At 51.7% G+C, this 25,256-nt stretch carries 21 protein-coding genes and 6 pseudogenes; 7 read left to right on the forward strand and 20 right to left on the reverse strand.

Annotated features, from left to right (window positions below; translation table 11 throughout):
* Window positions 1-86 precede the first annotated feature (86 nt).
* The 12 genes and pseudogenes from ACMGGH_RS21090 to ACMGGH_RS21145 all read right to left on the reverse strand — a co-directional run.
* Window positions 87-1,241 carry a phage tail protein gene (locus ACMGGH_RS21090; RefSeq protein ID WP_232948423.1) on the reverse strand — a complete coding sequence of 385 codons (1,155 nt, stop codon included), beginning with the start codon at window positions 1,239-1,241 and terminating at the stop codon, window positions 87-89.
* Between the two features lie 71 nt (window positions 1,242-1,312).
* Window positions 1,313-1,675: pseudogene (locus tag ACMGGH_RS21095) on the reverse strand (terminase small subunit); the annotation flags it as partial.
* A gap of 536 nt (window positions 1,676-2,211) precedes the next feature.
* A complete protein-coding gene (locus ACMGGH_RS21100) occupies window positions 2,212-3,141 on the reverse strand; it encodes a hypothetical protein (RefSeq protein ID WP_232948422.1) in 930 nt (309 codons plus the stop codon).
* A 191-nt stretch (window positions 3,142-3,332) separates the two neighbouring features.
* On the reverse strand, window positions 3,333-3,794 hold the full coding sequence (locus tag ACMGGH_RS21105; protein ID WP_232948421.1) for a lysis protein: 462 nt from the start codon (window positions 3,792-3,794) through the stop codon (window positions 3,333-3,335).
* Complete coding sequence (locus tag ACMGGH_RS21110) at window positions 3,791-4,327, reverse strand: lysozyme (RefSeq protein WP_192986643.1); 537 nt, start codon at window positions 4,325-4,327, stop codon at window positions 3,791-3,793. The genes ACMGGH_RS21105 and ACMGGH_RS21110 overlap by 4 nt, the downstream gene beginning before the upstream one ends.
* Window positions 4,327-4,542 carry a class II holin family protein gene (locus ACMGGH_RS21115; protein ID WP_232948420.1) on the reverse strand — a complete coding sequence of 72 codons (216 nt, stop codon included), beginning with the start codon at window positions 4,540-4,542 and terminating at the stop codon, window positions 4,327-4,329. Before ACMGGH_RS21115 ends, ACMGGH_RS21110 begins: the two co-directional genes overlap by 1 nt.
* Window positions 4,543-4,612: 70 nt before the next feature.
* Window positions 4,613-5,664 (reverse strand): annotated as a pseudogene (locus tag ACMGGH_RS21120) (DNA-methyltransferase).
* Between the two features lie 631 nt (window positions 5,665-6,295).
* Window positions 6,296-7,057, reverse strand: a complete 762-nt coding sequence (locus ACMGGH_RS21125) for a hypothetical protein (protein WP_232948419.1) — start codon at window positions 7,055-7,057, stop codon at window positions 6,296-6,298.
* 312 nt (window positions 7,058-7,369) lie between these two features.
* Window positions 7,370-8,063 (reverse strand): annotated as a pseudogene (locus tag ACMGGH_RS21130) (bacteriophage antitermination protein Q).
* Between the two features lie 21 nt (window positions 8,064-8,084).
* Window positions 8,085-9,146: a DUF968 domain-containing protein gene (locus ACMGGH_RS21135; RefSeq protein WP_232948418.1), complete on the reverse strand. Its 1,062-nt coding sequence runs from the start codon at window positions 9,144-9,146 to the stop codon at window positions 8,085-8,087.
* Window positions 9,143-9,835: a phage antirepressor KilAC domain-containing protein gene (locus ACMGGH_RS21140; RefSeq protein ID WP_232948417.1), complete on the reverse strand. Its 693-nt coding sequence runs from the start codon at window positions 9,833-9,835 to the stop codon at window positions 9,143-9,145. The genes ACMGGH_RS21135 and ACMGGH_RS21140 overlap by 4 nt, the downstream gene beginning before the upstream one ends.
* 14 nt (window positions 9,836-9,849) lie before the next feature.
* Window positions 9,850-11,219: pseudogene (locus ACMGGH_RS21145) on the reverse strand (DNA cytosine methyltransferase); the annotation flags it as partial.
* Between the two features lie 6 nt (window positions 11,220-11,225).
* Between ACMGGH_RS21145 and ACMGGH_RS21150 the strand changes: the two are divergent.
* The 5 genes and pseudogenes from ACMGGH_RS21150 to ACMGGH_RS21170 form a co-directional block, all read left to right on the forward strand.
* Window positions 11,226-11,468, forward strand: a pseudogene (locus ACMGGH_RS21150) (HD family hydrolase); the annotation flags it as partial.
* Window positions 11,456-11,653: a hypothetical protein gene (locus tag ACMGGH_RS21155; RefSeq protein WP_016247400.1), complete on the forward strand. Its 198-nt coding sequence runs from the start codon at window positions 11,456-11,458 to the stop codon at window positions 11,651-11,653. The pseudogene ACMGGH_RS21150 and the gene ACMGGH_RS21155, both read left to right, overlap by 13 nt.
* A 122-nt stretch (window positions 11,654-11,775) precedes the next feature.
* Window positions 11,776-11,976 (forward strand): annotated as a pseudogene (locus ACMGGH_RS21160) (hypothetical protein); the annotation flags it as partial.
* Between the two features lie 46 nt (window positions 11,977-12,022).
* Window positions 12,023-12,232, forward strand: coding sequence for a hypothetical protein (locus tag ACMGGH_RS21165; RefSeq protein ID WP_047055370.1), 210 nt, complete (start codon window positions 12,023-12,025; stop codon window positions 12,230-12,232).
* Between the two features lie 2 nt (window positions 12,233-12,234).
* On the forward strand, window positions 12,235-13,413 hold the full coding sequence (locus tag ACMGGH_RS21170) for a phage integrase Arm DNA-binding domain-containing protein (protein WP_232948414.1): 1,179 nt from the start codon (window positions 12,235-12,237) through the stop codon (window positions 13,411-13,413).
* 238 nt (window positions 13,414-13,651) lie between these two features.
* Here the strand turns inward: ACMGGH_RS21170 and ACMGGH_RS21175 are convergent, their stop codons facing one another.
* The 3 genes from ACMGGH_RS21175 to ACMGGH_RS21185 all read right to left on the reverse strand — a co-directional run bounded on the left by ACMGGH_RS21175 (window position 13,652) and on the right by ACMGGH_RS21185 (window position 16,348).
* Window positions 13,652-14,386 carry a hypothetical protein gene (locus ACMGGH_RS21175; protein WP_192986510.1) on the reverse strand — a complete coding sequence of 245 codons (735 nt, stop codon included), beginning with the start codon at window positions 14,384-14,386 and terminating at the stop codon, window positions 13,652-13,654.
* Window positions 14,387-14,776: 390 nt separating this feature from the next.
* Window positions 14,777-15,964 carry an MFS transporter gene (locus tag ACMGGH_RS21180; RefSeq protein ID WP_028013889.1) on the reverse strand — a complete coding sequence of 396 codons (1,188 nt, stop codon included), beginning with the start codon at window positions 15,962-15,964 and terminating at the stop codon, window positions 14,777-14,779.
* 123 nt (window positions 15,965-16,087) lie between these two features.
* Window positions 16,088-16,348: a DUF2534 family protein gene (locus ACMGGH_RS21185; protein WP_008500962.1), complete on the reverse strand. Its 261-nt coding sequence runs from the start codon at window positions 16,346-16,348 to the stop codon at window positions 16,088-16,090.
* Window positions 16,349-16,555: 207 nt separating this feature from the next.
* On the opposite strand from ACMGGH_RS21185, the gene eco reads away from it, so the two are divergent.
* Complete coding sequence (gene eco, locus ACMGGH_RS21190; protein WP_028013891.1) at window positions 16,556-17,059, forward strand: serine protease inhibitor ecotin; 504 nt, start codon at window positions 16,556-16,558, stop codon at window positions 17,057-17,059.
* An 80-nt stretch (window positions 17,060-17,139) separates the two neighbouring features.
* Here the strand turns inward: eco and mqo are convergent, their stop codons facing one another.
* The gene (mqo, locus tag ACMGGH_RS21195; protein WP_028013892.1) at window positions 17,140-18,789 is read right to left on the reverse strand and encodes a malate dehydrogenase (quinone); all 1,650 of its coding nucleotides are present in this window, start codon (window positions 18,787-18,789) and stop codon (window positions 17,140-17,142) included.
* A gap of 188 nt (window positions 18,790-18,977) precedes the next feature.
* Between mqo and ACMGGH_RS21200 the strand changes: the two genes are divergently transcribed.
* Window positions 18,978-20,267 (forward strand): SulP family inorganic anion transporter, encoded by a 1,290-nt coding sequence (locus tag ACMGGH_RS21200; protein ID WP_232948572.1) that lies wholly within the window; start codon window positions 18,978-18,980, stop codon window positions 20,265-20,267.
* On the opposite strand, the gene mgtE is transcribed toward ACMGGH_RS21200, so the two are convergent.
* The 4 genes from mgtE to ada form a co-directional block, all read right to left on the reverse strand.
* On the reverse strand, window positions 20,230-21,666 hold the full coding sequence (gene mgtE / locus ACMGGH_RS21205; RefSeq protein WP_028013894.1) for a magnesium transporter: 1,437 nt from the start codon (window positions 21,664-21,666) through the stop codon (window positions 20,230-20,232). The genes ACMGGH_RS21200 and mgtE overlap by 38 nt on opposite strands.
* 147 nt (window positions 21,667-21,813) lie before the next feature.
* Complete coding sequence (locus tag ACMGGH_RS21210) at window positions 21,814-23,457, reverse strand: multidrug ABC transporter permease/ATP-binding protein (RefSeq protein WP_041911987.1); 1,644 nt, start codon at window positions 23,455-23,457, stop codon at window positions 21,814-21,816.
* Between the two features lie 69 nt (window positions 23,458-23,526).
* Window positions 23,527-24,183, reverse strand: coding sequence for a DNA oxidative demethylase AlkB (gene alkB, locus ACMGGH_RS21215; protein WP_232948413.1), 657 nt, complete (start codon window positions 24,181-24,183; stop codon window positions 23,527-23,529).
* The gene (ada, locus tag ACMGGH_RS21220; RefSeq protein ID WP_047363052.1) at window positions 24,183-25,241 is read right to left on the reverse strand and encodes a bifunctional DNA-binding transcriptional regulator/O6-methylguanine-DNA methyltransferase Ada; all 1,059 of its coding nucleotides are present in this window, start codon (window positions 25,239-25,241) and stop codon (window positions 24,183-24,185) included. Before ada ends, alkB begins: the two co-directional genes overlap by 1 nt.
* Between the last annotated feature and the right edge of the window lie 15 nt (window positions 25,242-25,256).

Below are 25,256 nucleotides of genomic sequence, written 5' to 3' on the forward strand. Positions count from 1 at the left end.
CGTTTCTAAGTTTCTATGTCGCTTCGAATTATGGCTTTTGTAAATTTTTCGACAATGGCCTTGGGTGAGCAGAATTAAGCCATCTGTTAAACAGATTGTTCCGGCTCGTCATTAAGTGCAGTTCTGGTCGCATCAAGTTTCTTATTCCAGATGCTGTTAGCTGGCATTTCTACACGGACACTGACGAACTGATCTGCCGGGATATCAACCGGATCGCCATCCTTAATCCCCTCCAGCTCGTTTCGTGCAAATTCAGGAGCGGATGAATGCGTGCGGTGATAGGTTTTCACCAACACTGAACCGTCAGCATTAACCTCAAAATCCAGCCAGATTAAAGGCTGCTTATTTCGATCAGCGGGTATTTCAAAACCGCCATCTATTCCGCCCCAGGCGGCATCTGAATTCAATCCCATACATCCTTCTATCAGATATACTCCCTTGTCGATGCGCTGTACGGTTACTCCATCGGACTCTTCGTTAGTTGCCGCACTTCCATCCCCATAAATATTCACTATGGGTGATGCTTTCTTGATGAACCCGTTTCCATCAACTGTGACGCTCTTTCCAATCATGCAAATTTCTGCCGCGTTGCTGTACGCCCCGTTAACTACTGACTGGAAAAAGGCTCTGCCGCTCGTGTCGCCCATCCACCGGGAAACAAATTGTGTGTTCGAAGGGTAAGGTACATTGATAATTGTTCCCTGCTGGCTTCCTGGGAACCATGAGTACGGCGCGTCAGTAGCAAGAAAAATAGCGCGATCATAGTATTGGTTGAAGTTATTGATTTGTTGAGCAAATCCAAAACCCAGTGTGCCAATTAACGGTACTTCTCCTTTTGAGGTGCCAGTATTTTTGGTTGCAGCAGTTCCTAACTCGAGGTTTACACGAGCGTCAGCAGCATTCGTTGCCCCCGTCCCGCCCTGCGTAATAGGAGTCGCTCCATTGCTCCCTTTTTGAACCAGTTTGCCGATGCCCGGGATTGTTATCGCGGTGCCGTTGATTGTAACGGTGATATTCTGGTTGGCTGAGGTAGTGGCGAACGTCTCCCACGCGCCAATGTTCTCGTCAAACTCCTTGATGAGCTGTGACATCGCCTGTGCCAGTCCGTCAACTGAGATATTGTCGGACACCAGGATTCCATACTTCTGGCCGCTTAACGCCGGTGATGCAGCTGGCGTAACAGTCATGGACGTTGCGCTGTTCACGGATGAAATCTGGAACATCTGCACCGGGTTAGACATGACGATAATCGTCTGGCCAGCGCGGACCTGGCTGGCCGCAGCGGTCCAGTTTGTGCCGGTGCCGGTTGCGGTATCCGCGACAGCACGAACGTGCAGAATGCGGTCTCCACCACCTCAGCGGACTCTTTTGCATTTTTTAGTTCCTGAGCATCAGCCTGGGCTCGGGTAAGCCTATGGCGCTCATAATCAATCGTGCCAGGCACAAGGTCTGATTCTGAATCAACTCTCAGCTGTTCAACCTCTTTGCGCAGCTTTTCGTTTTCTATCGCTGCGTCACGGGCGGAATACCATTCGATTACGGCGGCAGAGTCATAAAGCACTTCATTACCTTTTCCACCACCGCGCGCAACTGGCATTCCCTGATCCTGCCAGTTCTGGATCGTGCGGATGCTGACACCAAAAATCTCCGAAAGGCGTTTTTTATTGACCTCCATGACGAACTCCAGGCGAAACACAGGGTAAGGAAACCATGCCGGGTAAAATGACTACTACCAGGCTTTAACACTTCCTTTCTTGTTGTGGGTTATACCCAGCAAAGACAGATATTTAGCAAGAAGAAGAACGGAAAAGGCAAAATCCTGAAAATTTTCATAAATAGAGAGAACCTGCGAGGTCGCCGCCCCGTAACAGGGCGGATCGCCGGAAAGGACCCGTAAAAGATAACAAATATCATTTGCATAATGTGATTAGCTGCTAACCTCTTTTCAAAATTAGTCAGCAAGGTATAGGTTCGCGTATCCAGCACATAAAAAAGCCCAATTAAAAGGGCGTTTTAAATATTTTTGACCGAATAACTTTTGGACATGATCATCACCTGAAATAACGATTACAACTCTCCCTGCATTCATTTTGACAGAGCTTCCCTACATACCTAACAATGTTTGTTTTCCTCATAAAACCTTAGCGGAACACTATTTGCAACCTCCCCTTTACTAAAAAACGAACTGCCAACTCATTGATAGATAAGATTTTAAATTTGAGGGTAAATTTTAACTCTATTCCTTATATATAATGATAACTTTAGTACGCTTTTATAAAATGAATCACGCATCAGAGTATGAGTGATGTTTCTTTGTTGCAATAACAATAAAAACTCTTCAGATGGGTATGGATCGACAATTATTAATTCCGGGGCTGAATCAAGTATTACATCCCATATGTGGTTATCATGCGCAATATATTTAACCCCAACAATTATTAACGTCTTAGTATTTGAGACAACGTCTGCATATTCCTTCCTCTTTGACTCAAGGTATTTAGGGTTAATCACCACACGTTTCTCTTTGTTATACATACACATTATCGGACTGAGATCCGAGTTTTGGCGTGAATCACACCACTTTATGATTTCTTCATGGCTATTTAATGAAAGTATCTGATTAGTTTCAATAAATGCACCACAACCAATGGATACATTACCCTCAAAGATAACATTAGGTGCTAGTACTGGCACAAAATTAGCAGAGCCATGAACTTTCAAAACACTATAATTTTGCTCATTGGCATCTAGACCATATGAAACTTTTTGTGCGCCAGACATAAGCATAGCATGCTCAATAAGCAAATCATAATTCAGTGTGATGACATTAACATGCTTCGCATACTCTCTCAGCGAACGAAATAGTCTTACATAAGCATTTTCATTGCTCGGTTTAAATGAGGATAAGTATTTTGCTATTTCCTTCTGAAGGGGGTTAATGACTCTACTGTCATTAGGTATGCTCAACATACCTTTTTCGAATCCGTGTAGTCTGAACTCCTGCTTAATATCATCCGGCAATTCAGAAAACGCGCCACCCAGTTCCACAAGTTTATCAAATAAGTTATTTCCTAAAGGAGGAACAGGCTTATGTAACTCGGCACCAAAACTGGCTCCGGCGCCAAATAGTAACGATATCATTTTCTCATCCCCTTTTGACTTTGAAGATATTATTTTTCTCACATTCATCAATGAACTTGCTTGTAGAAAATGAGAAACATTCAACGTAAATAGTTCTATAGTCAAGGCACGTTAAACCGTGAGTGACTGGACTATATTAGCAGGAAATCCATTTAGAGGAGAGAAAATATCAGAAGGTAAAGAGCTGTAATCTATTGAAAGCACTGCTCTCTTATGTAATTCTGCAGATAGTCTACCTGCTTCGTCACTGTGACGATTCGTTCTCTGAGGGTGAAATAAACCCGTTCAGCGGAGTCAAAAGGTCGGGGGCCGGAAGCATCGCCCAAGCCGCCGGTGCTGGTCGCTCCGTTCGTGGTACATCTGGCGTTGAGCTGCAGCCGACGCTTGCCAGAAGCAACATCACGTTGAAGCTGATCGATAGTAGCTTTAGCATTAGCCATTTCTCCAGTGTACTTGGCATCCAGTGCAGCGACGTCATGCTGGCGGGTCTGCATGTCTTTTATAGTGGCGCTCGCTAGGCTGAGCTTTTCAATGGCTTTATCGCGCTGGTCTTTATAGGTGATGGCGTTGCCGCGATAGTGGTAAACAGCCCATGCCATAGAGACCAAAAAGCAGATAACCACCGCGGTAATAATAGAGGTTAATCGACTCACTTGCTTATCCCCCAGCATGCAAGAGCACTTTCCTGGTCCCGTCGCTCAACCTGCCCATAGCAGCCATTCTTCTGGCCTTTGGTTAGACGGCAATCGCGGCCACCGTCTTTAATCCACCAGCGGATTGCCTCGCATGCACCGATGCGGTCACCTGCGTTGATGCGCTTATAGAAGGTCGATGGGAAGCATTTACCGGGGCCGATGTTATACGGGCAGAAGGATGCGATACCCACCTTCTGTGGCTCTGTCAGAGGCACTTTGATATTGCGATCAACCCAGGCTAATGCCTTATCGCGTTCAATAGCGTTAACCTTCCGGCATTGTTCCTCAGTGGCCGTCATGCCTTTAACAACACGCCTGCCATCGATAACGGTCACGCCGTGACATAAAGACCAGACCCCACCCGGATCAACAACGGCCACCAGCGCATTGCCTTCTTTCTCGCTGATGAATTGGTCGAAAATGAGTGGAGCAGATGCCCCTGACGCGATTAGCGCCAGCACTGCTGCGCTGAGCTTTGCTTTGTTCGACATCATTCACCCCGCGCAGCTTTGCGGCGATCCGCTTTGATTTGGAAGTACAGACTCGTTAACCACGTCAGCAAACCAAACATGAGGCTACCGAGCACACCAATAGCCGCCCATTGAGATGGGGAGGCTTTATCGAGAAGCTGAAGCAACCAGTATCCGGTCCCCCCTCCCGATGCGCCGTATGCAATACCCGTCATGATTTTTTCCATTCGATACATGCTCTCACCTCGCTACGTTGCGGGTGTCCAGTTGAGGTAATAAAAAGGGCCGCGATAGCGACCCAAGCTTTTATTCCCCTGCCAGCTGCCTTACCTCACTTACCGTCTGGTTGAAACGTTCCTCTTCCAGTTCTACGCCAATAGCCTTGCGGCCCACTTCAATGGCTGCTTTAACAGTTGATCCCGAGCCCATAAAGAAATCAGCTACCACATCGCCGGGCCTGCTGCTGGCGTTGATGATTTGCCGCAACATATCAGCGGGCTTTTCGCACGGGTGTTTGCCTGGATAGAACTGGACGGGTTTATGCGTCCAGACGTCTGTATAGGGCACGGCTACTGTCACAGAGAAATGCCGCCGAAGAGATTTGTACTCTTCCAGCAGATCAAGGTATTTCCGGTTCAACGAATGCCACGTGGCCACCAGCTGGTGATGAGGTGCTTTGAGTTCAGAGACGCGGTGTTTCTCAATTGCGATCTGAGTGAACAATTCCTGCAGCTTTTCATAATCCTGCTGGTTCGGTAGTTGCCACTGACTGGCCCCGAACCAGTGGGATACCATGTTTTTCTTTCCGGTGGCGTCAGCTATTTGCCTGGACGTGACCCCCAGTTCGGCTCGTGCATCCCTAAAGTAGGTGATTAACGGAGCCATGACTTGCTGTTTGACCTCGTTGCTTTTGTCAGCAAACCCGTCACTTTTCGGCTTAAATGGCCCCTGATAATGCTCAGCGAAAAGAATGCGTTCCGTCGCGGGGAAGTAAGAGCGCAGGCTTTCTTTATTACACCCGTTCCAGCGCCCTGATGGCTTCGCCCAGATAATGTGGTTCATGACGTTGAAGCGTTCACGCATCATGATCTCAATATCGGATGCAAGTCGGTGACCTGAAAACAAATACAGGCTGCCGGCAGGCTTAAGCACTCGCCAGAACTGGGCAAGGCACATATCAAGCCAGCGAAGATAGTCGGCGTCACCGTTCCACTGATTATCCCAGCCGTTCGGCTTCACCTTAAAGTAAGGAGGATCCGTAACAATAAGGTCGATGGCGTTATCTGGAGGGTTGCGAGGTATTGCAGGCAGTCAGCGTTGACAAGTTCAGCACTGTTTATATTTACAGTATTTTCCATAGATCCGTAAGCGTAACTCTGATAGGCTCACTATGCTTTTGCGCTAAAGCAGTGGGCCTTGGTTAGCTTGTGACCTGTAAGCATGAGCTTATGGCTGGATGGGTGCTACAACACCCACCAGCCGCCCATTTCCACAGCAAGGAACTCCCAGTCAAAGGAGCGTATGAAACTAACTAACAGCAATTAGGACAAAAAAACCCCGCATTTGCGAGGTTTTACTGGGGTGATTTTTTTCAGGCTGCGGGTGGAGGCGGATAAACTGCCTCATGCATTTCCCTAATCCTGTTCATTGCATCTTTGGCAATGTTTAAAGAGGATTCTGCATCTGATTTATGCAGTTCACGCTCAAGCTGATAGTCCGCCCATTTCCGCTGTACATGCATATTATGGAGAATGGCACCTATCTGTCGCAGAACCGTCTTATCATACGGCTCTTTTTTACACCTAGCAGCACTTAACAAATACTCCCGAACTCCTTCATGGGATGTAAGTACATAACAGTGTTCAAGCTTACTGCAAATTTCATGGTATACGCCGTAGTAAGCTCGTCCTACCGCATTTCTATAGCCAATTTCATCGCCGAATGTTATGCACCTTTCAGCATGATCTACAAAATCTTGGCCAACGACGCTCATTCCGCGATACTCCCAGCATCCGAACTTTTAAACCATGAAGTGAACGGACGGTCAATAAATGCTTCGTCTGAAAGCATACAAATTAACTCAAGATTCATATCGGTTAGTGTTTTGGAATCTTGTGTTTCAGCGTTTAGGATCATCGCATTGTCACTACCACCGCTGAGAAAATACTCAACACCGATGCAGTTAACACCGTGAGTGTTGGCAATTTTTTCAGCTGAGTCACAGATGTGCTGGATCTCAGAAGAGGTGAGCTTTGTCGCCTCTTTGAACTGAACAATAGCTTGAACCATGCGTTCCCCCTCTTGCTTAATCTTTTCACGCTCAGCGCCATCAAGAAGAGCAATCATCTTAAGGGTGTATTGTCTGACAAGTTTATCATTACCTATGCAAAATGAAGCATTTCTAGCCATTTTGCGTATACGCGGAGTACAAAAAACTTCAACCAGACGGAATACTTCATTTCTATGGAACAAATTATGGGCTGAACGGCTGAGATATGCCACATAATTACCAGCCACAACAGCGGCATCAGGACCATTCATAGCTTCATTGAACCACTCAACAGCATCTTCATGCTTGTTAAGTGCAACCATCAGCCATGCTGTGACATATGCGCGGGCTTCTGAAGGCAATCGGTTAATTTCATGCTCAATTTCCGATTGTAACGCTCGCGATAAGGTTGTGCGCGAATCGATATGAGTTAGCAGTATGTCGACCAAATCTTGTTCTTTAGTCTCTTTTTGAGCCTGCATGTTATAAGCTTACTCTTTGAAATCGTTAGATTTATTATGCATTTTCGAGAAGTATTTTCCCGTATCATTGCGAATGATTCTAACAGTTAACGTCAACTTGTCACGGGAAAATGCTAAAAAAAATCACAGCTACAAATCTCAATTTTATGCGTCTTTGCAGGTATCTAACTTACATCAGATAACTTTTTGCCATAAAAAAACCCCGCATAAGCAGGGCATGTTAGTTCTCTGGCAACCTATCAAAATTTCATCGAATATCGCTTATTTTGTTGCATTTTGCAAGCACAATTGAAGTAGTTAGTGAAAGTTACCTCACATTTCCGCCACTTTCAGCTCTTGATGCTCTTCATACCGTGTCAAAATTTCGCTTAGTGCCTGGCAGTCCATCTCTGCAAACGACGCTTTGAAAGCCGCCCAGTGGCCAGAATACACTCTGAGCCAGGTGGAACGCTCAACGCTGACCATGCGCGCCAGAGCTGCACCAGCATACTCCTGATAAGTATCGTTATTACGAGAGGCAGCAACTTCTTGCTGCCGCCAGCCAGACAAGCCCTATCAGTTTCTTAGTGACGCGGCCCTGGATTTTTTTGCCGCTATGCTGACGCTGAAACTCTTCCCACACGTGCTGGCACATTAATGTCTGGTACCGGAAAGTAAGGTCATAGCCATAGCAGTACCGCACCCAAGCCTGCAAATGCTCACCCAGACCATTGACCGAACGACGCCATGCTGAACAAGCGAACTCCGTATCTTTAATAGGCGGTAAAGGTAGACGACGGCTCCTAGTCTCAAGAACATAAAGTGGAGTGGCCAGCGTTTTTACAACCTTAGACCCACAGCCTTCCCCACCCTCCATGACGATTTCAGGATGGTGCCGGGGGTATTTGTTCTTATCTGCTGGTGGATGCTCACTGAACGCCTGCAGCAGTCCTTTTGTCGAGCCTGATAAATCCGCCAGCGCGCGGCGCAGTTCAATCCGCGTAAATTCCAGTTCTTGTAAATTCATTATGCTCAGCGCTCCATACAATTACGCTTTTGTTATTACGCCGATCGCCAGCGCTCGATTCATAAACCGGAATAGCAGCTCCAGCTGGGTAACGTGTTTTTTCTCGAACGCTGCAACATCAGCATGTAATTTGTCGTGACACTCTCTGCACAGAGGGATCACGAACAAATCGTGGGCTTTAGTGGCGGTACCGCCCATGCCGTGACCAATGACATGGTGTGGATCATCCGCTGGCCGCCGGCAACCTTCACAGGGCTGGGTTTTAACCCACCGGGTATAGTCCTCATTCACCCACCTGCGGTGTTTTGGACGCAACATGAATGATTCAGGGGATTCAGGATCCGCATGCAGAGCCAGAACCTTTGGCTGGTCATAGGCCACTTCCTGATTTGCTCCATGCTTTAATTTCGCAGCCGTGACCGCAGGGGTGGCCTTCTTCTGCAAAATGCTTTTTGCAGGGGGCATCGGCACAATGTCACTTTCTCGATATACGGATAAAAACGGCTCATCCGGTAAGCGAAGCGCATGCTGGGCCATCCTTTCCGTGATTGCATCAGCAATGCCTGAATAAACAGCCCACCAGCACAATTCACCGAGGGATAGTTCACGCTCGTTGTTGTAGCAAAGCGAAGACAGGATGGAACTGATCAGCCAGTTAATGAGATTACGCCGGGCCAGTTCTGCCAGCGCCGCAGTGGTTTGCTCGCGCAGCTGGTTATCGCAATGCCAACAGAGCAACATTGATCCAGGGGGATGTCGCATCGTTACCAGCTCATGATGGTGATAATCAGTGTGCGGGTACTGGCATTCCTTCACGTTACGCTCTAACCAGGATTCCAACGCGGTCAAACCGCCTGCTGCACGGATAACTCTCTCGTCGGTGAAGAATTCCTCGAGGGACTTATCTTCTGCCAGCGGCTGCCTGGCATCAGGGACGAGCCCCGACGGAAGCCCAGCCATACTTTTTGGCTGAGGCTCCACCAGGACACGCCCCTGTTGAAACAAAGACATCAGTTCGCTACCTGGCTTTAACAGCACAAGCCCAAGGCGCGGAACAGTCTCGGCTGTAAACAGTCCTCTCACGCGGCATGCCCCTTAGCGATGTGTGCCGTCCACAGGCCGCCGATCCACTCGATGCCTTTGGGTGTAAAACGTGCCTGGCTAAAGGCGTAGTTTGTTTCGCTCGTAGTGCCAGTTTTCACTTCAAACCGCCCGGCAGCAATGTGCTGGTGCCGCGGTGTCAGCACTCCACTGAGCCGGTACAAAATGCCGCTCTCAATAAGGAACAAGCGGAAATCGGTCTCTTTGGCCTGCAACAGCTTTGCCACCTGGCGGAAAGACATTGAGCCTTTAGCAGTACAATACCGATCGACAAACTCAACTTTCGGCGCGGCAGCGGCTAACTGCTGGGCCAGTTGTTCTTTCTGCTCGGCCAGATCCGCGGCGAGACGTAATGCCTCCGGCAAAGTTTGCGGGACACTTACGGCCTGACTGTTCTCCAGCTCTTGCCAGCGATCGACAACAGCGGCGGTAAATTCTGGCGACAGCCTGGCGACGATCACCAGAGAATCACGTTTGTTGAACCAATACTCCTCGTATGTTTGCCCGTTTTGCGGGTGTTTGTAGGGGGTGTGCGCCAACGGCGCGGTTAAAATACCAGCAGATGCAAGGCGCTCAGCTGAGCGCTTCACATCACCATGTTTGCTCTGTACCAGCCTGGCAATTTCACGACTGGACATTGTCACAACACCCTTTGCGGTTAACTGATTCATGCTATTTCTCCATATCAGGCAGCTGCACCCGACTTTTGATTTGCACATAATTCAGGAAGATTTGCTTCTACCAGCGCGCGAGCGAACGGCGGCGGTACTGCGTTACCACAGCGCGCTACCTGCTTGTCTTTGGCGTAACGATTGCCGCGATAGTCCTGATCGATAACGTAGCCGTCAGGGAAGCCCTGCGCCTTATAAAGCTCATGCGGTTGCAGCATGCGCATTCCGATATCGACGATCTGGTACTTAACCCCTTCGATCGTCACCAACCATTCATCCTCGCTATCACCGCAGTAGGTTTCGAGGAATGTCCGGACCTCGCCAACGTGCTGGCCACCAGCGGTAATCGTCGGCATAGGTGTATCCATGTTCTGACCGTCGCGGCAGGTTCCGCGCAGCTTCACCAGGTGCGACGCAACTACCGCGTGGTGATCAACAGTAGTGACTGAATGGGCAGGCTCATCCATACCAACACTCGGCCCCGTGTAATTCCCACCATAGTGCTTCGCCAGGAACGCGCTCACCGTTGCAAACTTATTACCACCAGCAGTGACCGTGCTGAGCGGGTTATTCAGTTGAAGAACACGCGGTTCTTGCCCTGGGCGTTCACCGTACCCCATCTGGATCAGTGTTGGAGTTACCAGCTGCGACTTACCGCCACCACCTGCAGTAATCGTCGCGCTCGGTTCTTCAGCCCTGCGCCCAACACTGGCGCCAAACTGGCGGGCGATGACCGGCGCAACCACGCGCGCGCGGGACTGCTTGAGGATTGTATGAGCGGGTTTATCCAGCGGGCGCGGCTTTGCCTGGTACTCACTGCCGCCATTGCCAGCCAGGAACGGTGTCAGGGCGGCCTCAACTACGCCAAGCGCATGCCCATTCCCGCCCGGGCGCGCCGACGTACCAGCGGTGACAGTTGGAACCGACTCTGTCACTGGCTGCCCGGTGGCCCCGGTGCGGAATTTAGTAAGATGCGGTACCGCCAGCGCGTAGCCATGCTTTTAGTGATGGTCTGCAATGGCTCTAACAACGATTGCCCGCGGAAACGGTCATAACCTCCTTTCGTCGCGGTGTGGTTACACTTAACGATGAAAGGTGATGCGCTTTCGATAACAAAGCGCTGGATGCCGCGCGCGATACGTTTGAGCGTATTTTCCGCCAGCGGCTTTTTGCGGTCGAAGATGGACCGGGCCGGGATATTCCAGTCAATACACTCCGCCGCGGTACGCCATGGCGCCAGCTTGCCGCTTTGTACTTCCAGTGATTTTGGATCCCCATGAGTCGCTTCAGGCCAGTGAATCTTGCAGCCGTCACAGCGCATGACCATGAAGAAACGCTTTCTGATCGTAGGCGCGCCGTAGTCACATGCGCGCAGCTCCCGGTAGAACAGCTGCTCCGGGCCAAATTCAGCATCACCCCTGATATGTCAGCGGTAGTGAAATACGCCGATCTGGTGATGCTTGCCACGGAACGCCGCGATCTGGATATCGACGACGGCTCACTCTGGCCTTGCCTCGAAGGTATTCCGGCCAGCGACATTATCCAGATCGTTCCTCTTCGCCCAGGCCAGGCATATGGTTTGTTCATTAACCGTTTCAATGAGCTTACGGAATCACGCGCATGCCTCGCATGAAGATAAAAGAACTGGTAGCCGCAGCCCATGCTGCGGCGGGGAAACTGCCACCAGCAGAAGCTTCCCTGATGCGTGAGGTAGCCACTCGCTTGGACGTTACATTTGCCGCCTTGACGGAATCGATGGACCAGCGAATGAGCCTTGACGCCGAAATAAACCATCTTCGTCAGGAGTCCGTCCAATGACCCCCAACAAATATGCGACTCTGCGCGCCACCATCGCCAGAGCCAAACGCCACGACTGTCAGAAGGTAGTGATGCGTGTGACGTTAGTTGAAGAACTCCTCGAACAACTAGCAAACGCGGAAAAGCGAAGTGCTGTACTGGAGGCGCTGGAGGTAAATCTTCCAAAACGTAGCGTAGGCGAAGTAATGCACATTAGCGGGTTCAGCCGCGAATATGCAGAAGGCTGGTGTTCTGGTAATGACAACGCTATTCACGAGATTCTTACGGCTGGCATTAAGATTTTTGCAGCACCGAAGCTGAACATCACTACCAGTAGCGAGTAACAATACTATTAGCCCGGGTGCAGCCGGGCTTATGGAGAAGGAAACCATGGCAAAGCTGATGAAGGCGAGTCAATGGGGACGCCGAGAGTTCACCGATGACTCTGTTCCTGATAACCGAACGATTAAACGTTGGGTCGAGAATGGTTTACTCATGGGGCGTATCGTGGACGGATCTGTTTTTGTCTGCGAAACAGAAAAATGGGGCGTCGACTCAATGGTTAGTCAAGCAGTTCGCCAGTTGATTAATGAGGGCTAACCATGGCGGCAAGGCCAAGAAAAAAAGAATACCGACACCTGCCAGATTATTTATTTTTTGATAAAGATCGCGGTGTTTATAAATTCACGCTTGTTACAGGAAAGAAGAAGAATATAGGTAAGGATCGGGCCATGGCCATAGCTATTGCCCGTGAGTACAACTTTAGAATGAGACCTGAACTTTCCCCATCGGTTGATAATCTCATTAGAGAATCCGGCGGGGTTACTGGAGAAGCCAAACCATTTGCAGATCACGTGGATCACATCATGGCTCGGGCTGTTGAAGACGAACGCCCTTCTCAGAGTACTTTAGATGATTGGAACAATGACGCACTACGCGTGAAAGAGTTTTTCATTAACATACCGGCTTGCGATATCGAGCTTGAGCACGTTAACGCCTACATTAACAAATACAATGCCGGCGCGTCCGCGAACGTGCAAAACAGAAAAGTCAGCTTCCTCAAAAAACTCTTTTCGTATGCGGTCGATGAATCCTTGATGCTTGATAACCCAGCAACTAGGAAGAAAATGCGCAGGACCGAAGAGAAGAAAAGGCAACGGCTTTCACTAGAGCATTTCATGGCTATACGTCGTGCTGCGGCGCCGTGGTTAAGAACTGCGATGGATTTGGCCTTACAGACGACACATGCACGCCTTGAAGTATCCAGGATTAGGTATTCAATTCGCGAACCGAAAAATGGCGTTTGTGGTTGTGTCTGGTTCGAACAGCCAGAGAATGGTATCTATGGAACGCTTTACATCCACCGCCAAAAGGTACAAAAGAAGGAGGCCTCACATGTTGCGATCCCTATTGGTAATGAGCTAAAACGCATAATTGATTCCAGCCGGGATAATGTAGCCAGTCCCTTTATCGTTCACAGGATCCCAGAACGGCAAGTAAAACGCAGCAAAGAGGTTTCACACCCCACCCAAGTTGCACCGGATTATTTAAGTCGGTCTTTTTCTATTACTCGCGATAAACTTGGTTTATACAACCATTTACCTATGGAAGAAAGACCAACATTTCATGAAATCAGAGCATTGGCAGCGCATCTTTTCGATATGCAGGGTATAGATCCTCAAGGACGAATGGCTCACAGCGACGCGAAATCAACAAAAATATATACAAAAAACCATATTAATTGGGTTTTAGTTCCCCATGGAGAAATCCAAGACCTCTGATGGAAATATTTTAATCAAATTTTTATAACTTAAAATTATCATCAATGCATAGAGCTAGCCTTAAACATATAGCTAGCTCCGTGCCAACAAATGATATTTGAAATTAATACTCATATTAAGCTATGAATATCAACCTAGCCAAAATACATTTACTGCAATTAACCATGCAAACATTAATAAAAATAATACTGACATCCTTTTACTGTTTAAATTAAATTTTCCACCGGCAATATCATTCTTATAAAAGGATAACATTCCCTTTTACTTCTCTTTCTGCCTTTTTCATAATTTCACTATTCTCTTTATCAAAAGAATATGATATTAAACTCGCAGCGTCTCTAGTTAAATCTTGTGCCTGACGAAATGTTTTAAATCCAACAGTGGGATGGTACAACTTTGCGTCACCTAAATTATCACGTAATGGGTTTAACCTGTAATAAGAATAATTTATCGGTAACTTACCAATTTGATCATCAGTAAGAACAATAAAAGCCACATGACCAATAACGCCTGATACAATGATTGCATTAACTTCGTTGAAGTTACACAAACCCATCGGAAGAAAATCTCTTCCTTCGTAAGCATCTTCGACTAATGCTATAGCTAAAACTAAGCTTCCTCTAACTTGATCAATCTTTTTCAGTACTCTTTCTTTAACTGTATAGACTGATGAATAATTTCCATCTGGCGAAACTAAACGCCATGAAAAACCCTCCATTTTCCATGCCCAACGAATAAATAACTCAGCTTCATTATCTGATATCCCTTTGCCAGCCTCAATGTCACTTAAGATATTCTTCATAGGATCCTCTAACTTAGCTCCTAATTCTGAATTGCATTCAGCACATAGAGGAATTGTAGCAGTTAAAGGCGGTATTCTCTTTTCGTTGAGCCAAACTATAGTGTGTTTTTCCATTTTGGTATGCTTAATAAGCCATTTTGGCCAGAAATGTTCCTTAGTAGGATTTTTCATTTTCTTATCACAACCAATGCAGTGTTTCTTAAATTTTTTCATGTTTTTGATTGAACTCAAAAAAAATTAAGCGAAATTTAAAAAAATAAATTTTATACGCTTCAAATAGATAAATAGGCCTGAGTAATTTAAATAAAAAAACAGCCCGAAGCAAGAATGATTTTTGCTATTAACATGGGGAAAAAATAACAGCTAACTTGTTGATGTATATAACGCAAATTTTGCAAATAAAGCACTGTTTGTTTATACAGTCAAATAACGTAAAACACCAGAAATGACGCGGCTTTAAACGTTTTACAAACGGTGTCATGGGGTGTCGGGGGTCGGAGGTTCAAATCCTCTCGAGCCGACCAAAAACACATTGAAAACCAGCCTATTACGGCTGGTTTTTTATTTTGCCTCGTCCGGTGTTTTGCGCAGGTACATCAGCGTAACAAGACAAATCACGGCTCCGGCATAAAACGTATACTCCGCGCCAAACGTTTCCCAGATGGCCCCGGCGCCCAGGCTGGCGACTAACAATCCCACGCCGCTGACCAGACTAAAAATGCCGTAGGCGGTACCGCGCAGATCCGCAGGTGCCGTTTTTGCGATCATTGCCGCCAGCAGCCCCTGCGTCATCCCCATATGCACTCCCCAAAGCGCAACGCCCAGAAGCATTCCAGCCCAGTGGGTGCTTAGCGCCAGCACAATATCTGCCCCAATCAGCATCACCAGGCCCCACTGCAGTAGTCGGGTGTGGCTCATCCCGTCAGATAACTTGCCAAACGGATAGGCTGACAGGAAATAGAGCAAATTCATGGCCACCATCACCAGCGGGATCAGCGCCAGCGGCACCCCCGACTGCTGTGCGCGCAGGACAAGAAAGGCTTCACTGAAACGTGCGAGCGTGAAGATGGCGCCCAGGCCAATAACCCACCAGCAGCCTTTCCCGAGGCGCCTGAGGTTCTCTTTTTTGATGGGGTTCGTGCGTTTATGTTCGACGGGCGTTTTCGGCTCATGCAGGCCGAAAAAAAGCAGTGCAACGGCGAGGACGCCGGGGATCACCGCGATCCAGAAAATCGTGCGGAAATCATCGTTCCACAGCAGCATTAAGCCTACGGCCAGCAGCGGCCCGAGAAATGCGCCGACGGTATCCATCGACTGACGCAGCCCAAAGGCCGCGCCGCGAAGTTCCGGCGGCGTAACGTCAGCGACCAGCGCATCGCGCGGCGCGCCCCGGATCCCCTTCCCTACCCGGTCGATTAAGCGTGCCCCCAGAATCATGCCCGACGAAGAGGCGATAGCGAACAGCGGCTTACTCAGCGCGCCAAGACCGTAGCCCAGCACCGCCAGTCCTTTACGTTTACCCAGGTAGTCACTGATGGCACCGGAAAAAACTTTGATAAACAGCGCGGTGGCTTCAGCCAGGCCTTCAATCAAGCCAATGAAAATCACGCTGGCCCCCAGCGTCGTGACCATAAACAGCGGCAGCAGGCTGTGAATGATCTCCGAGGAAATATCCATCAGCATACTGACCCCACCCACAACCCAGACGCCTTTCGGGATCCGGCTGAGCGTTGCAAACCGGGATAACATTGAACATCTCCTGCTTTATGTCGAACGACCTTGTTCGACACAGAATACCCTGGAAATGCGAATAAATATCATCACATATAAAAAAGCCAGCCTGCAGGCTGGCTTCTTATAGCAGGTGAATGCTCAGTGTTTTTCACGTCCGCCCAGGAAGAAAATGCCCAGCGGGATGGCCAGCAGAACGGTGAAGACAAGGCTGTAAACGAAGATCATCGCCGACTGCAGCACATACATGCTGGTAGTCCAGGCGGAGAGAGGGATGTTGTACTGTTCAATGACGCCAACAATGGTGGCCCGCCCGACGCACGCGGCAGCAATCATAAACACGACGAGTAGCGCCAGGAGAAACTTGCGGCCTTCAGGTGTTTTCAGTTTTGCACGAACCATATCTTCCCTTTCACAGATGAATAACATTATCGATGGACTAAAATAACACGAACACCCGCCACACTCCACACCAGTACAAACACCTGGCAAAACGGTTAATGTTGAGTTTATTACGCTGCATATAATGAAAATGTAAGTAAATCACACCAATCATTCATACTCGTTATGTTAGTCTGTTCAGGACCGTTTTGACATAAAGGAATGACAATGAAAAACGCACCTAAATTTGCCATCGCGCTTCTCGCTGCCGCGTGCGTCAGCACCAGCGCTTTCGCCAGCGACGCCCAAAAAGCGCAGCCGCTGGAAAAAGTTGCACCCTATCCGCAAGCGGAAAAAGGCATGAAGCGTCAGGTGATTCAACTGCCGGTTCAGCAGGACGAAGCGAATTACAAAGTCGAACTGTTAATTGGCAAGACGCTGGAAGTGGACTGCAATCAGCATCGTCTGGGCGGCCAGCTGGAAAGCAAAACCCTGGAAGGCTGGGGTTATGACTATTACGTCTTTGATAAAGTGACCTCTCCGGTCTCTACCATGATGGCCTGCCCGGACGGCAAGAAAGAGAAGAAATTTGTGACGGCCTATCTGGGCGACAACAGCCTGCTGCGCTACAACAGCAAGTTGCCGATCGTGGTATATACGCCTGAAAACGTGGAAGTAAAATATCGCGTGTGGAAGGCAGAAGAGACGGTCGGACAAGCGGTAGTTCGTTAAAAAGAAGTCGGGTGGCGGCTTCGCCTTACCCGACCTGCTAAACTAAAAACGGTAACAGATGTTACCGTTTTGCTTTTACCTTACAGCGCGATATCCGCAACCGGCTTGTTTTCCGGCTGAGGCTTCAGCTCCGCCTTCGGCGCAGCATCCGCAGCCTGCGGCTTCACGTACTGCAGCTGCAGAACGCGGCTGGTGTACTCCAGCTCTTGTTCCGTCGCATCCACGTTACCGTTCAGCTTCGTGCCGTAGGATGGAATAATGGTTTTCAGCTTCGCCTGCCATTCCGGGCTGGCAACTTTGTCTTTAAACACTTTTTCCATCAGGTGCAGCATGATTGGCGCAGCGGTAGATGCACCTGGTGACGCACCCAGCAGCGCGGCAATCGTGCCATCCTTATCGCTCACCACTTCGGTCCCCAGACGCAGCACGCCGCCCTCTTTCGGATCGCGCTTGATGATCTGCACGCGCTGACCCGCCTGCCACAGACGCCAGTCTTCTTTCTTCGCCTGCGGATAGTACTCTTTCAGCGCCTCGAAGCGTTCTTCATCAGAAAGCATCACCTGGCTAATCAGGTATTTCACCAGGTCGAAATTATCCAGGCCCACGTCCATCATCGGTTTGACGTTAGAGGTGGTGGTCGCGCTCAGCAGATCCCAGAGGGAGCCGTTTTTCAGGAACTTGGTTGAGAAGGTCGCGAACGGTCCGAACAGCACCACGCGTTTACCGTCAAGCATACGGGTATCGATATGCGGGACGGACATCGGTGGCGCACCGACGGAGGCCTGACCGTACACTTTTGCCAGGTGACGGTTCACCACTTCCGGGTTCTCGGACACCAGGAACTGGCCGCCGACCGGGAAGCCCGCGTAGTCGTCAGCTTCAGGAATACCGGACTCCTGCAGCAGCTTCAGCGCCGCGCCGCCCGCACCGATGAAGACAAATTTCGCCTTAATGACGTGCTCGGCTTCATTGTTTTTCAGATCGGCAACCGTCACGCTCCAGCTGTTGTCCGCATTGCGCTTAAAGCCGCGCACTTCGGTGCTGAGCTGCAAATTGAAGTTATCTTTCTTCTTCAGGGACGCCACCAGCTGACGGGTAATTTCGCCGTAGTTCACGTCGGTGCCAATTTCGGTTCGGGTCGCCGCCACTTTCTGGTTCGGGTCACGGCCTTCCATGACCAGCGGCGCCCACTCTTTAATCTGCGCGTGGTCTTCGGAGTATTTCATCCCGCGGAACAGGGTGCTCTGCTGCAGCGCAGCGTAGCGCGCGCGCAGGAAATTCACGTTTTGCTCGCCCCACACAAAGCTCATGTGCGGCACGGTATTGATGAAGGAGTGCGGGTCGTGCATCACGCCGCTGTTAACCTGGTGGGACCAGAACTGACGCGAGATCTGGAACGCTTCGTTGATCTCTACCGCCTTCTCGATACTAATGGAACCGTCCTTTTTCTGCGGCGTATAGTTCAGTTCCATGAGTGCCGAATGGCCCGTACCAGCGTTATTCCAGCCGTTCGAACTTTCCTGCGCCACGCCATCGAGGCGCTCGACCATGGTCATGGACCAGTCCGGCTGCAGTTCTTGCAGATAGGTTCCCAGCGTGGCGCTCATGATGCCGCCACCAATTAAAAGGACGTCCGTTTCCTGCTCTTTTGGTGCGTCTGCTTTCGCTGCCATTGAGACGGCGTTGAGCCCGACGGCCAGAGAAAAGAGCATGGCAGTCATTTTTTTCATAATTTATGCCTTAGTGTAAAAGTGCTTGATGCGTGGAAATTGCAGGTGAAAAAAGCTGCGTGGGCACGGTAACAACTTTTAAATATTGTTTAAAGGTTACGAAATTATTGTAATTGTGAAATTTAATGATGGATTGTTTGTAGGGGATTGCGGCGCGCAACTGGTATAAGGAGGAATTTATGGCTACTATGCTGCACTTTGTGATCGCGCGCACGGAAGCCTGCCCTAACCAGCGAACTGTTATGTCCTTACCTCATTCTGCCGTATCCCCTGAAGACAGTGTAGCCAGCGTGCTGCACTCCCCTAAACAACTGGCGCGTGAAACGCTGGCGGGCGTGATTACCGCTCTGGCGCTGATCCCCGAAGTGATCTCATTTTCCGTGGTGGCGGGCGTTGACCCGAAGGTCAGCCTGATCGCCTCCGTGGTGCTGTGTCTTGCTCTCTCCGTGCTGGGCGGTCGTCCGGCGATGGTCACGGCTGCGGCGGGTTCCGTAGCGCTGGTGATTGGCCCGATGGTGCATCAGCACGGGGTACAATACATTCTTCCCGCCGTGCTGATGGCTGGCGTGATCCAGATTCTGTTTGGCGTGCTGGGCATGGCAAGGCTGATGCGCTTTATTCCCCAGTCGGTGATGACCGGATTTGTTAACGCCCTTGGCATTTTGATTTTCTTCGCTCAGGTGCCGCATTTCTGGAGCCGAAGCCCGCTGATTGTGGGCCTGTTCGTGCTGACGCTGCTGATTGTGCTGTGGGTGCCGCGCTATATTAAAAGCGTCCCTTCCCCGCTGATTGCGATTGTGCTGTTAACCCTTTTCACCGTCACCACCGGTCAGATCCTGCCGACTGTCGGTGATGAAGGCTCAATGACTGGCGGTCTGCCTGGATTTACCGAGCTGCTGGTGCCGCTTAATTTACAGACGCTGAACATTATCTGGCCTTGCGCGTTGAGTATTGCCTTCGTCGGTCTGCTGGAGTCCCTGCTGACGGCAAAACTGGTGGACGAACTGACGGTTACGCCCTCCAGCAAGCGTCGCGAGAGCATCGGGCTTGGCATGGGGAATATCATGGCCGGGCTCTACGGTGGCATTGCGGGCTGCGCGATGATCGGACAAACCATCGTTAACGTGGAGATGGGAAAAGGACGAAGCCGCATTTCAACCATTGCGGCGGGCATCGTGCTGCTGCTCCTGGTGACGGCACTCAGCGAAGTGATGGCAAAAATCCCGATGGCGGTGCTGGCGGGGATTATGGCGATTGTTGCCGTCAAAACCTTCAGCTGGCACAGCCTTCAGCCCGCCACGATAAAAAATGCCCCGGTTGCCGAAACGGTAGTGATGCTGGTGACGGTAGCCGCCACGGTATCAACCGGCAACCTGGCGGTTGGCGTGTTGGGCGGGATTATCGTCATGGCACTGATCCCCGCCCGCATTAAGCGTCGGGTTAAAGCAGAAAAATCGTTGCCAGCCCAAGAAAAATAAAGAAACCGCCGGTATCGGTGATGGCGGTGATCATCACGCTCGACCCCACCGCGGGGTCGCGCCCCAGTTTGGTCATCGTCAGCGGGATAATGACGCCCATCATCGATGCCACCAGCAAATTCAGCACCATCGCCAGCATCATCACGCCGCCTAAGGCCATATCGTCATACAGCCACCACGTGATGCCGCCCATAATGCCGCCCCATACCAGGCCGTTAATCAGCGCCACCCCCATTTCCCTGAAGATCAGAAAGGCGAAGTTACCGGGCTGAATATTTTCCAGCGCCAGCGCGCGGACGATCATGGTGATGGTCTGGTTTCCGGTGTTGCCGCCAATTCCGGCCACAATCGGCATCAGCGAGGCCAGCGCCACCAGCTGCGAAATGGTGTGTTCAAAGCCGTCAATCACGCGGGAGGCGATGAAGGCGGTACACAGGTTAATAGCCAGCCAGGCCCAGCGTGTTTTCACCGCCTTACCGACGGAAGCGTGGACGTCATCTTCGGCGCTGATCCCGCCTAGCGCGCGCAGGTCGTTATCGGTCTCTTCATAAACCACGTCAACGATTTCATCGATGGTCAGACGGCCCATCAGCTTGCCGACGGAGTCTACGACCGCCGCACTCACAAGGTCATCACGTTCAAAGGTACGCGCCGCTTTTTCCGCATCGTCCTCCGGGGAGAAGACCATCGGCTCGTTTTCCATCACCTCGCTCACCCGCTGCTGGGCGCTGTTGAGCAGGATAGTTTTCAGCTCCAGCTCGCCGAGCAGGGTTTTATCCCGCGAGGTGACAAACAGCTTATCGGTGTTGTCCGGCATTTTGCCCAGGCGGCGCAGGTAGCGCTGCACGGTACCGAGCGTGACGTCCGGACGTACCGTGATAACGCCGAACTCCATGATCGCGCCGACGCTGTTTTTCTCGTAGTGCATCACCTGACGCACGCGCGCGCGTTCATCGGCAGGCAGAGAGGCCAGCAGGCGGCCGGTCAGGTTACGCGGCAGATGCTGTACAAGGTAAATCTGCTCGTCGATATCCAGGGTTTGCAGGGCGTCGAGGATATCCCGATCGCTCATCTCGTCGATCAGGTCATCCCAGACGTTTTCGGAGGCTTCAAGCAGAACCTGGCCGCGCTCGTGATCCTGTACCAGGCGCCAGAGGGCGTGACGTTCTTCCGAAGGAAGCGCTTCCAGGGTATCCGCCAGATCCGGCGGCGGTAAATGAGCAACCAGCGCACCTACCTCAGCAATATCGTCGGCTAAGGTGCCGACATCATATTGCTCAGCCAGGGTCAGTTTGCCTAATAGCGTAGACGTGACCGCTTTATCGGTCGTGAGAAGCCAGATGAGTCGCGCACGTTCCTGGTCACGCTGCCTGGCGCTGTTTTTCTTTAATACCGACATCAATCATAAATCCATTAAATGAGTTGAGACTAAGCATAGCGCGAGGATATGTAAATAAGAATAAACAGCGAGGCGGGATGGAGAAAAAAGCGGCATTACGGCCACGATTATCCCCTCTCCCCGTGGGAGAGGGTTAGGGTGAGGGCATCAGGCCGTGCGCGCCACCGCGTCACGCGACGCCGCATCGCGCTCGTCGCCGGTCAGCTCGCTCAGCCTGCCGTCGCGCATCTCCAGCAGACGGTCGGCGTGAATGAAGTAATGATCGTCGTGGCTGATGGCGAAAATGGTTTTGCCCATCTCCTGCATCAGCGGCAGCAGCACCTGATAAAACTCGCGACGGAAGTGCGGGTCCTGATCCGCCGCCCATTCATCCAGCAGGATGATGTCACGCTCTTCCGCCAGCGCCAGCAGCAGCGCCACGCGCTTCTTCTGCCCCTTAGAGAGCTTGAGGTTCAGGATTTTGCCGTCCTGGAGCTCCAGCTTGTGCGACATCTGCAGCTGCGCAAGCCATTTCTCAACCAGCGCCGGATTGGCCTGCTGACCTTCCGGCCCCAGCAGCTGGTCAAACAGCCAGACATCGGTGAATACCGCTGAGAAAAGCTTGCGGTAATCCTCGGGTTTCTCCGCGCTCAGCGCCTTACCGTCCAGCAGGATCTCGCCCGACTGCGGCTGGTAAAGTCCGGTGAGCAACATCGCCAGCGTGGATTTTCCGCTACCGTTGCCGCCGATGAGAAACAGCAGTTCGCCGCGGTGAATCGTCAGGTTGACCGGTCCCACGGAGAAGGCGTTGTCCTGATAGCGGAACGTCACGTCGCGCAGCTCCAGGGTCTGCCAGTTCGGGAAGGCCTGCGGGCGCGGGAATTCAGCCTTAAATGGCGCCAGATCGAACTTCTTAAGCTTGTTAAACGCCACCTGCGCGCTCAGCAAGGTTGGCAATGCGCCGACGGCCGAGAGCAGCGGCGTACGCAGAAACAGCAGGGTCAGCGAGTAGGTCGCCGCCACGTTGGTATCCGCCCAGCCCAGGCTGTTCGCCATCCAGAATACCAGGCCAATGGCGCCCAGCATCATAATGTTGGACCAGTTCACCGCGCTCAGGTGGAAGGTATCGGCGCGAATAATGTGGTGTCGGTATTCGCGCGCGTCCGGGATATAGAGGTTATTGAAGATATGCTCGGCACGCTCGCGGTTGAGGGTCAGCTCTTTGCGCCCTTCCAGCACCGTCTGGTAATCGTTATAGAGCTTATCTTCCGTTTCGCGCAGGACCGCCATGTGTTTATAGACGCGCGATACCAGCACGAAACCGCCCCAGATGGTGATGGCAATCCACACCGCGGTCACCGCCAGCATTTTGGTCGAAAGCCAGGCGAGATAGGCCGCCGAGCCAAAGGTCAGGATGATCCCCTGCACCAGCTCCGGCAGGCGGACAAACGCGATGGTAATCGCACGCACGTCGCTGGTCAGCCCCGCCAGCAGGGAGGCGCTGCCGAGCTGCTCCACGCGCTCAACCTGCGTGTCGAGGATCCGCTTGATGAACTCGCTGCGCAGGCGAAAAACGAAATGGTGACCAAGCGCGGTCAGCGCCAGCTGAGAGCCGAGCGTAACCGCCATCAACAGCAGCAGCAGGCCGAGAAACTCCGGCAGAACCGAGAGTGAGGTATCGACCATTTCGATCAGCCGCACGTTTATAAACGCGATCAGGCCAATACCCAGCGCCGCGCTGGCGAGGCTTAAGGCCATTACGGCAATGAAGGGCCAGCGGTACTGACGCCAGACAAGAAGAAGTAGTTGCATGCAGGCAATCCGGACAATAAAAATCAGCCAGCAGTGTAAACTGCCCTGAGCGGACATCAAGAATAATTCTTATTTTTGTTTGCTCAAACCCGCCTGACGGAAAGTCAGATTATAGCGGTACTCGCCAGTGAGGGGATGAACCCCGGGCTTCAGGGGCTGAATGCCGTGATAGTACAGACGTGACTCTTTGCCCCACACCACCACGTCGCCGTGCTCCAGCATAATGCGCCTGAGCGGATCGTTGCGGCGCAATCCGCCAAACTGGAAGACGGCGGGCAGACCCAACGATACCGAGACGATGGGCGCGCGCAGATCGGGCTCATCTTTGTCCTGATGCAGCGAGAGCTTCGCGCCGATGGCGTAGCGGTTAATCAGGCAGGCATCCGGCCGGAAATCGGGGTAAGCTGCTGCAACGGCAGCCTCGTGACAAAGCGCCTGAAACACCGCAGGCATGGGAGGCCACGGCCGGCCGGTCGTGGGATCGTTCGGGGCATACACATACCCACGTTCGTTCGTCGCCCACCCCAGTTCGCCGCAGTTGGCCATGGCCACCGACATGGTGTAGCCGCCCGGCGTCACCATATGGCGAAACGGTGAAACCGCCGTGACCTCTTCAATACCGGCAAGCAATGCCGCCGCACGGGAGAGTGCAAAGCGGCGCAGGATCACTGCCCCGGGCGCAAGCGGCTCCTGCCACGGTTCAGCATCCGCAAAAAGATCGAGCATTATCCCTCCCGGCGTTTCGCCTCACGTTTCAGTAATAGCGCTTTTCGCGCCGCCCCCCAGCGATAGCCCGACAGCGCGCCGTCGTTGCGGACCACGCGGTGACAGGGGATCACAATCGCCAGCCTGTTTGCCGCACAGGCACCCGCGACGGCACGCACCGCGTTGGGCTGGCCAATCGCCTTCGCCACCTGCTGATAGCTGGCCGTTTCCCCGCAGGGGATGTCACGAAGGGCCTGCCAGACCCGCTGCTGGAACGCGGTGCCGCGTATATCCAGCGGCAGCGCCAGCGGCACCGCGTGGTTATCAATACTGGCAATGACCTGGCTGATACGCTGGGCAAAGGCATCTTCCTGCGGGGCATGCTCCGCGTTTGGAAACAGCGTCGCAAATTCTTCTGCCAGTTTGGTATCGTTGTCGCCCAGCAGTATCGCGCAAATCCCCCGCTCACTTTCCGCAACCAGGCAGCGTCCTAGCGAACAGTCGCCAATGGCGTAACGCACCGCCACCTCGCCTTTGCGGTACTGCTTCGCCGTCATGCCCAGCGCATCGTTGGCTTTGCGGTAATAGCTGCTGCTGTCGGGAAACCCTGCCGCCAGCACGGCATCGGTAATTTTGTTTCCCTGCGCAAGCGCCGCGCGCAGACGCTGCCCCCGCGCCGCCTGCTGCCAGGCTTTTGGCGTCATCCCGGTGACGGACTTAAACAGCCGGTGGAAATGGAAAGGACTCATGGCGACCTGCTGCGCCAGACCTTCAAGCGTCAGCGCGGGATCCTGCTCCAGAAGGCGACAGGCGTGCTCCACTTTCGCCAGCTTTTGCTGATTCGGATCGCGTTTGTCCGGCATGCAGCGCTTACACGGGCGAAACCCTGCCTGAACGGCATGCTGGACATCGGGATAAAAGCAGACGTTTTTACGCAGCGCGTGACGGGCGCGGCATGACGGGCGGCAGAAAATCCCCGTCGTCTGCACGGCAAAGACAAACCGATCGTCAGCGCGCGGATCGCGAGCCAGAACGGCCTGCCAGCGATCCTCATCATTCATATAGGTTGGATTTTTCATCATCAGCTCCTCTTA

It is taken from the genome of Enterobacter sp. BNK-16, from assembly GCF_048684955.1.
Lineage (GTDB): Bacteria > Pseudomonadota > Gammaproteobacteria > Enterobacterales > Enterobacteriaceae > Enterobacter > Enterobacter bugandensis.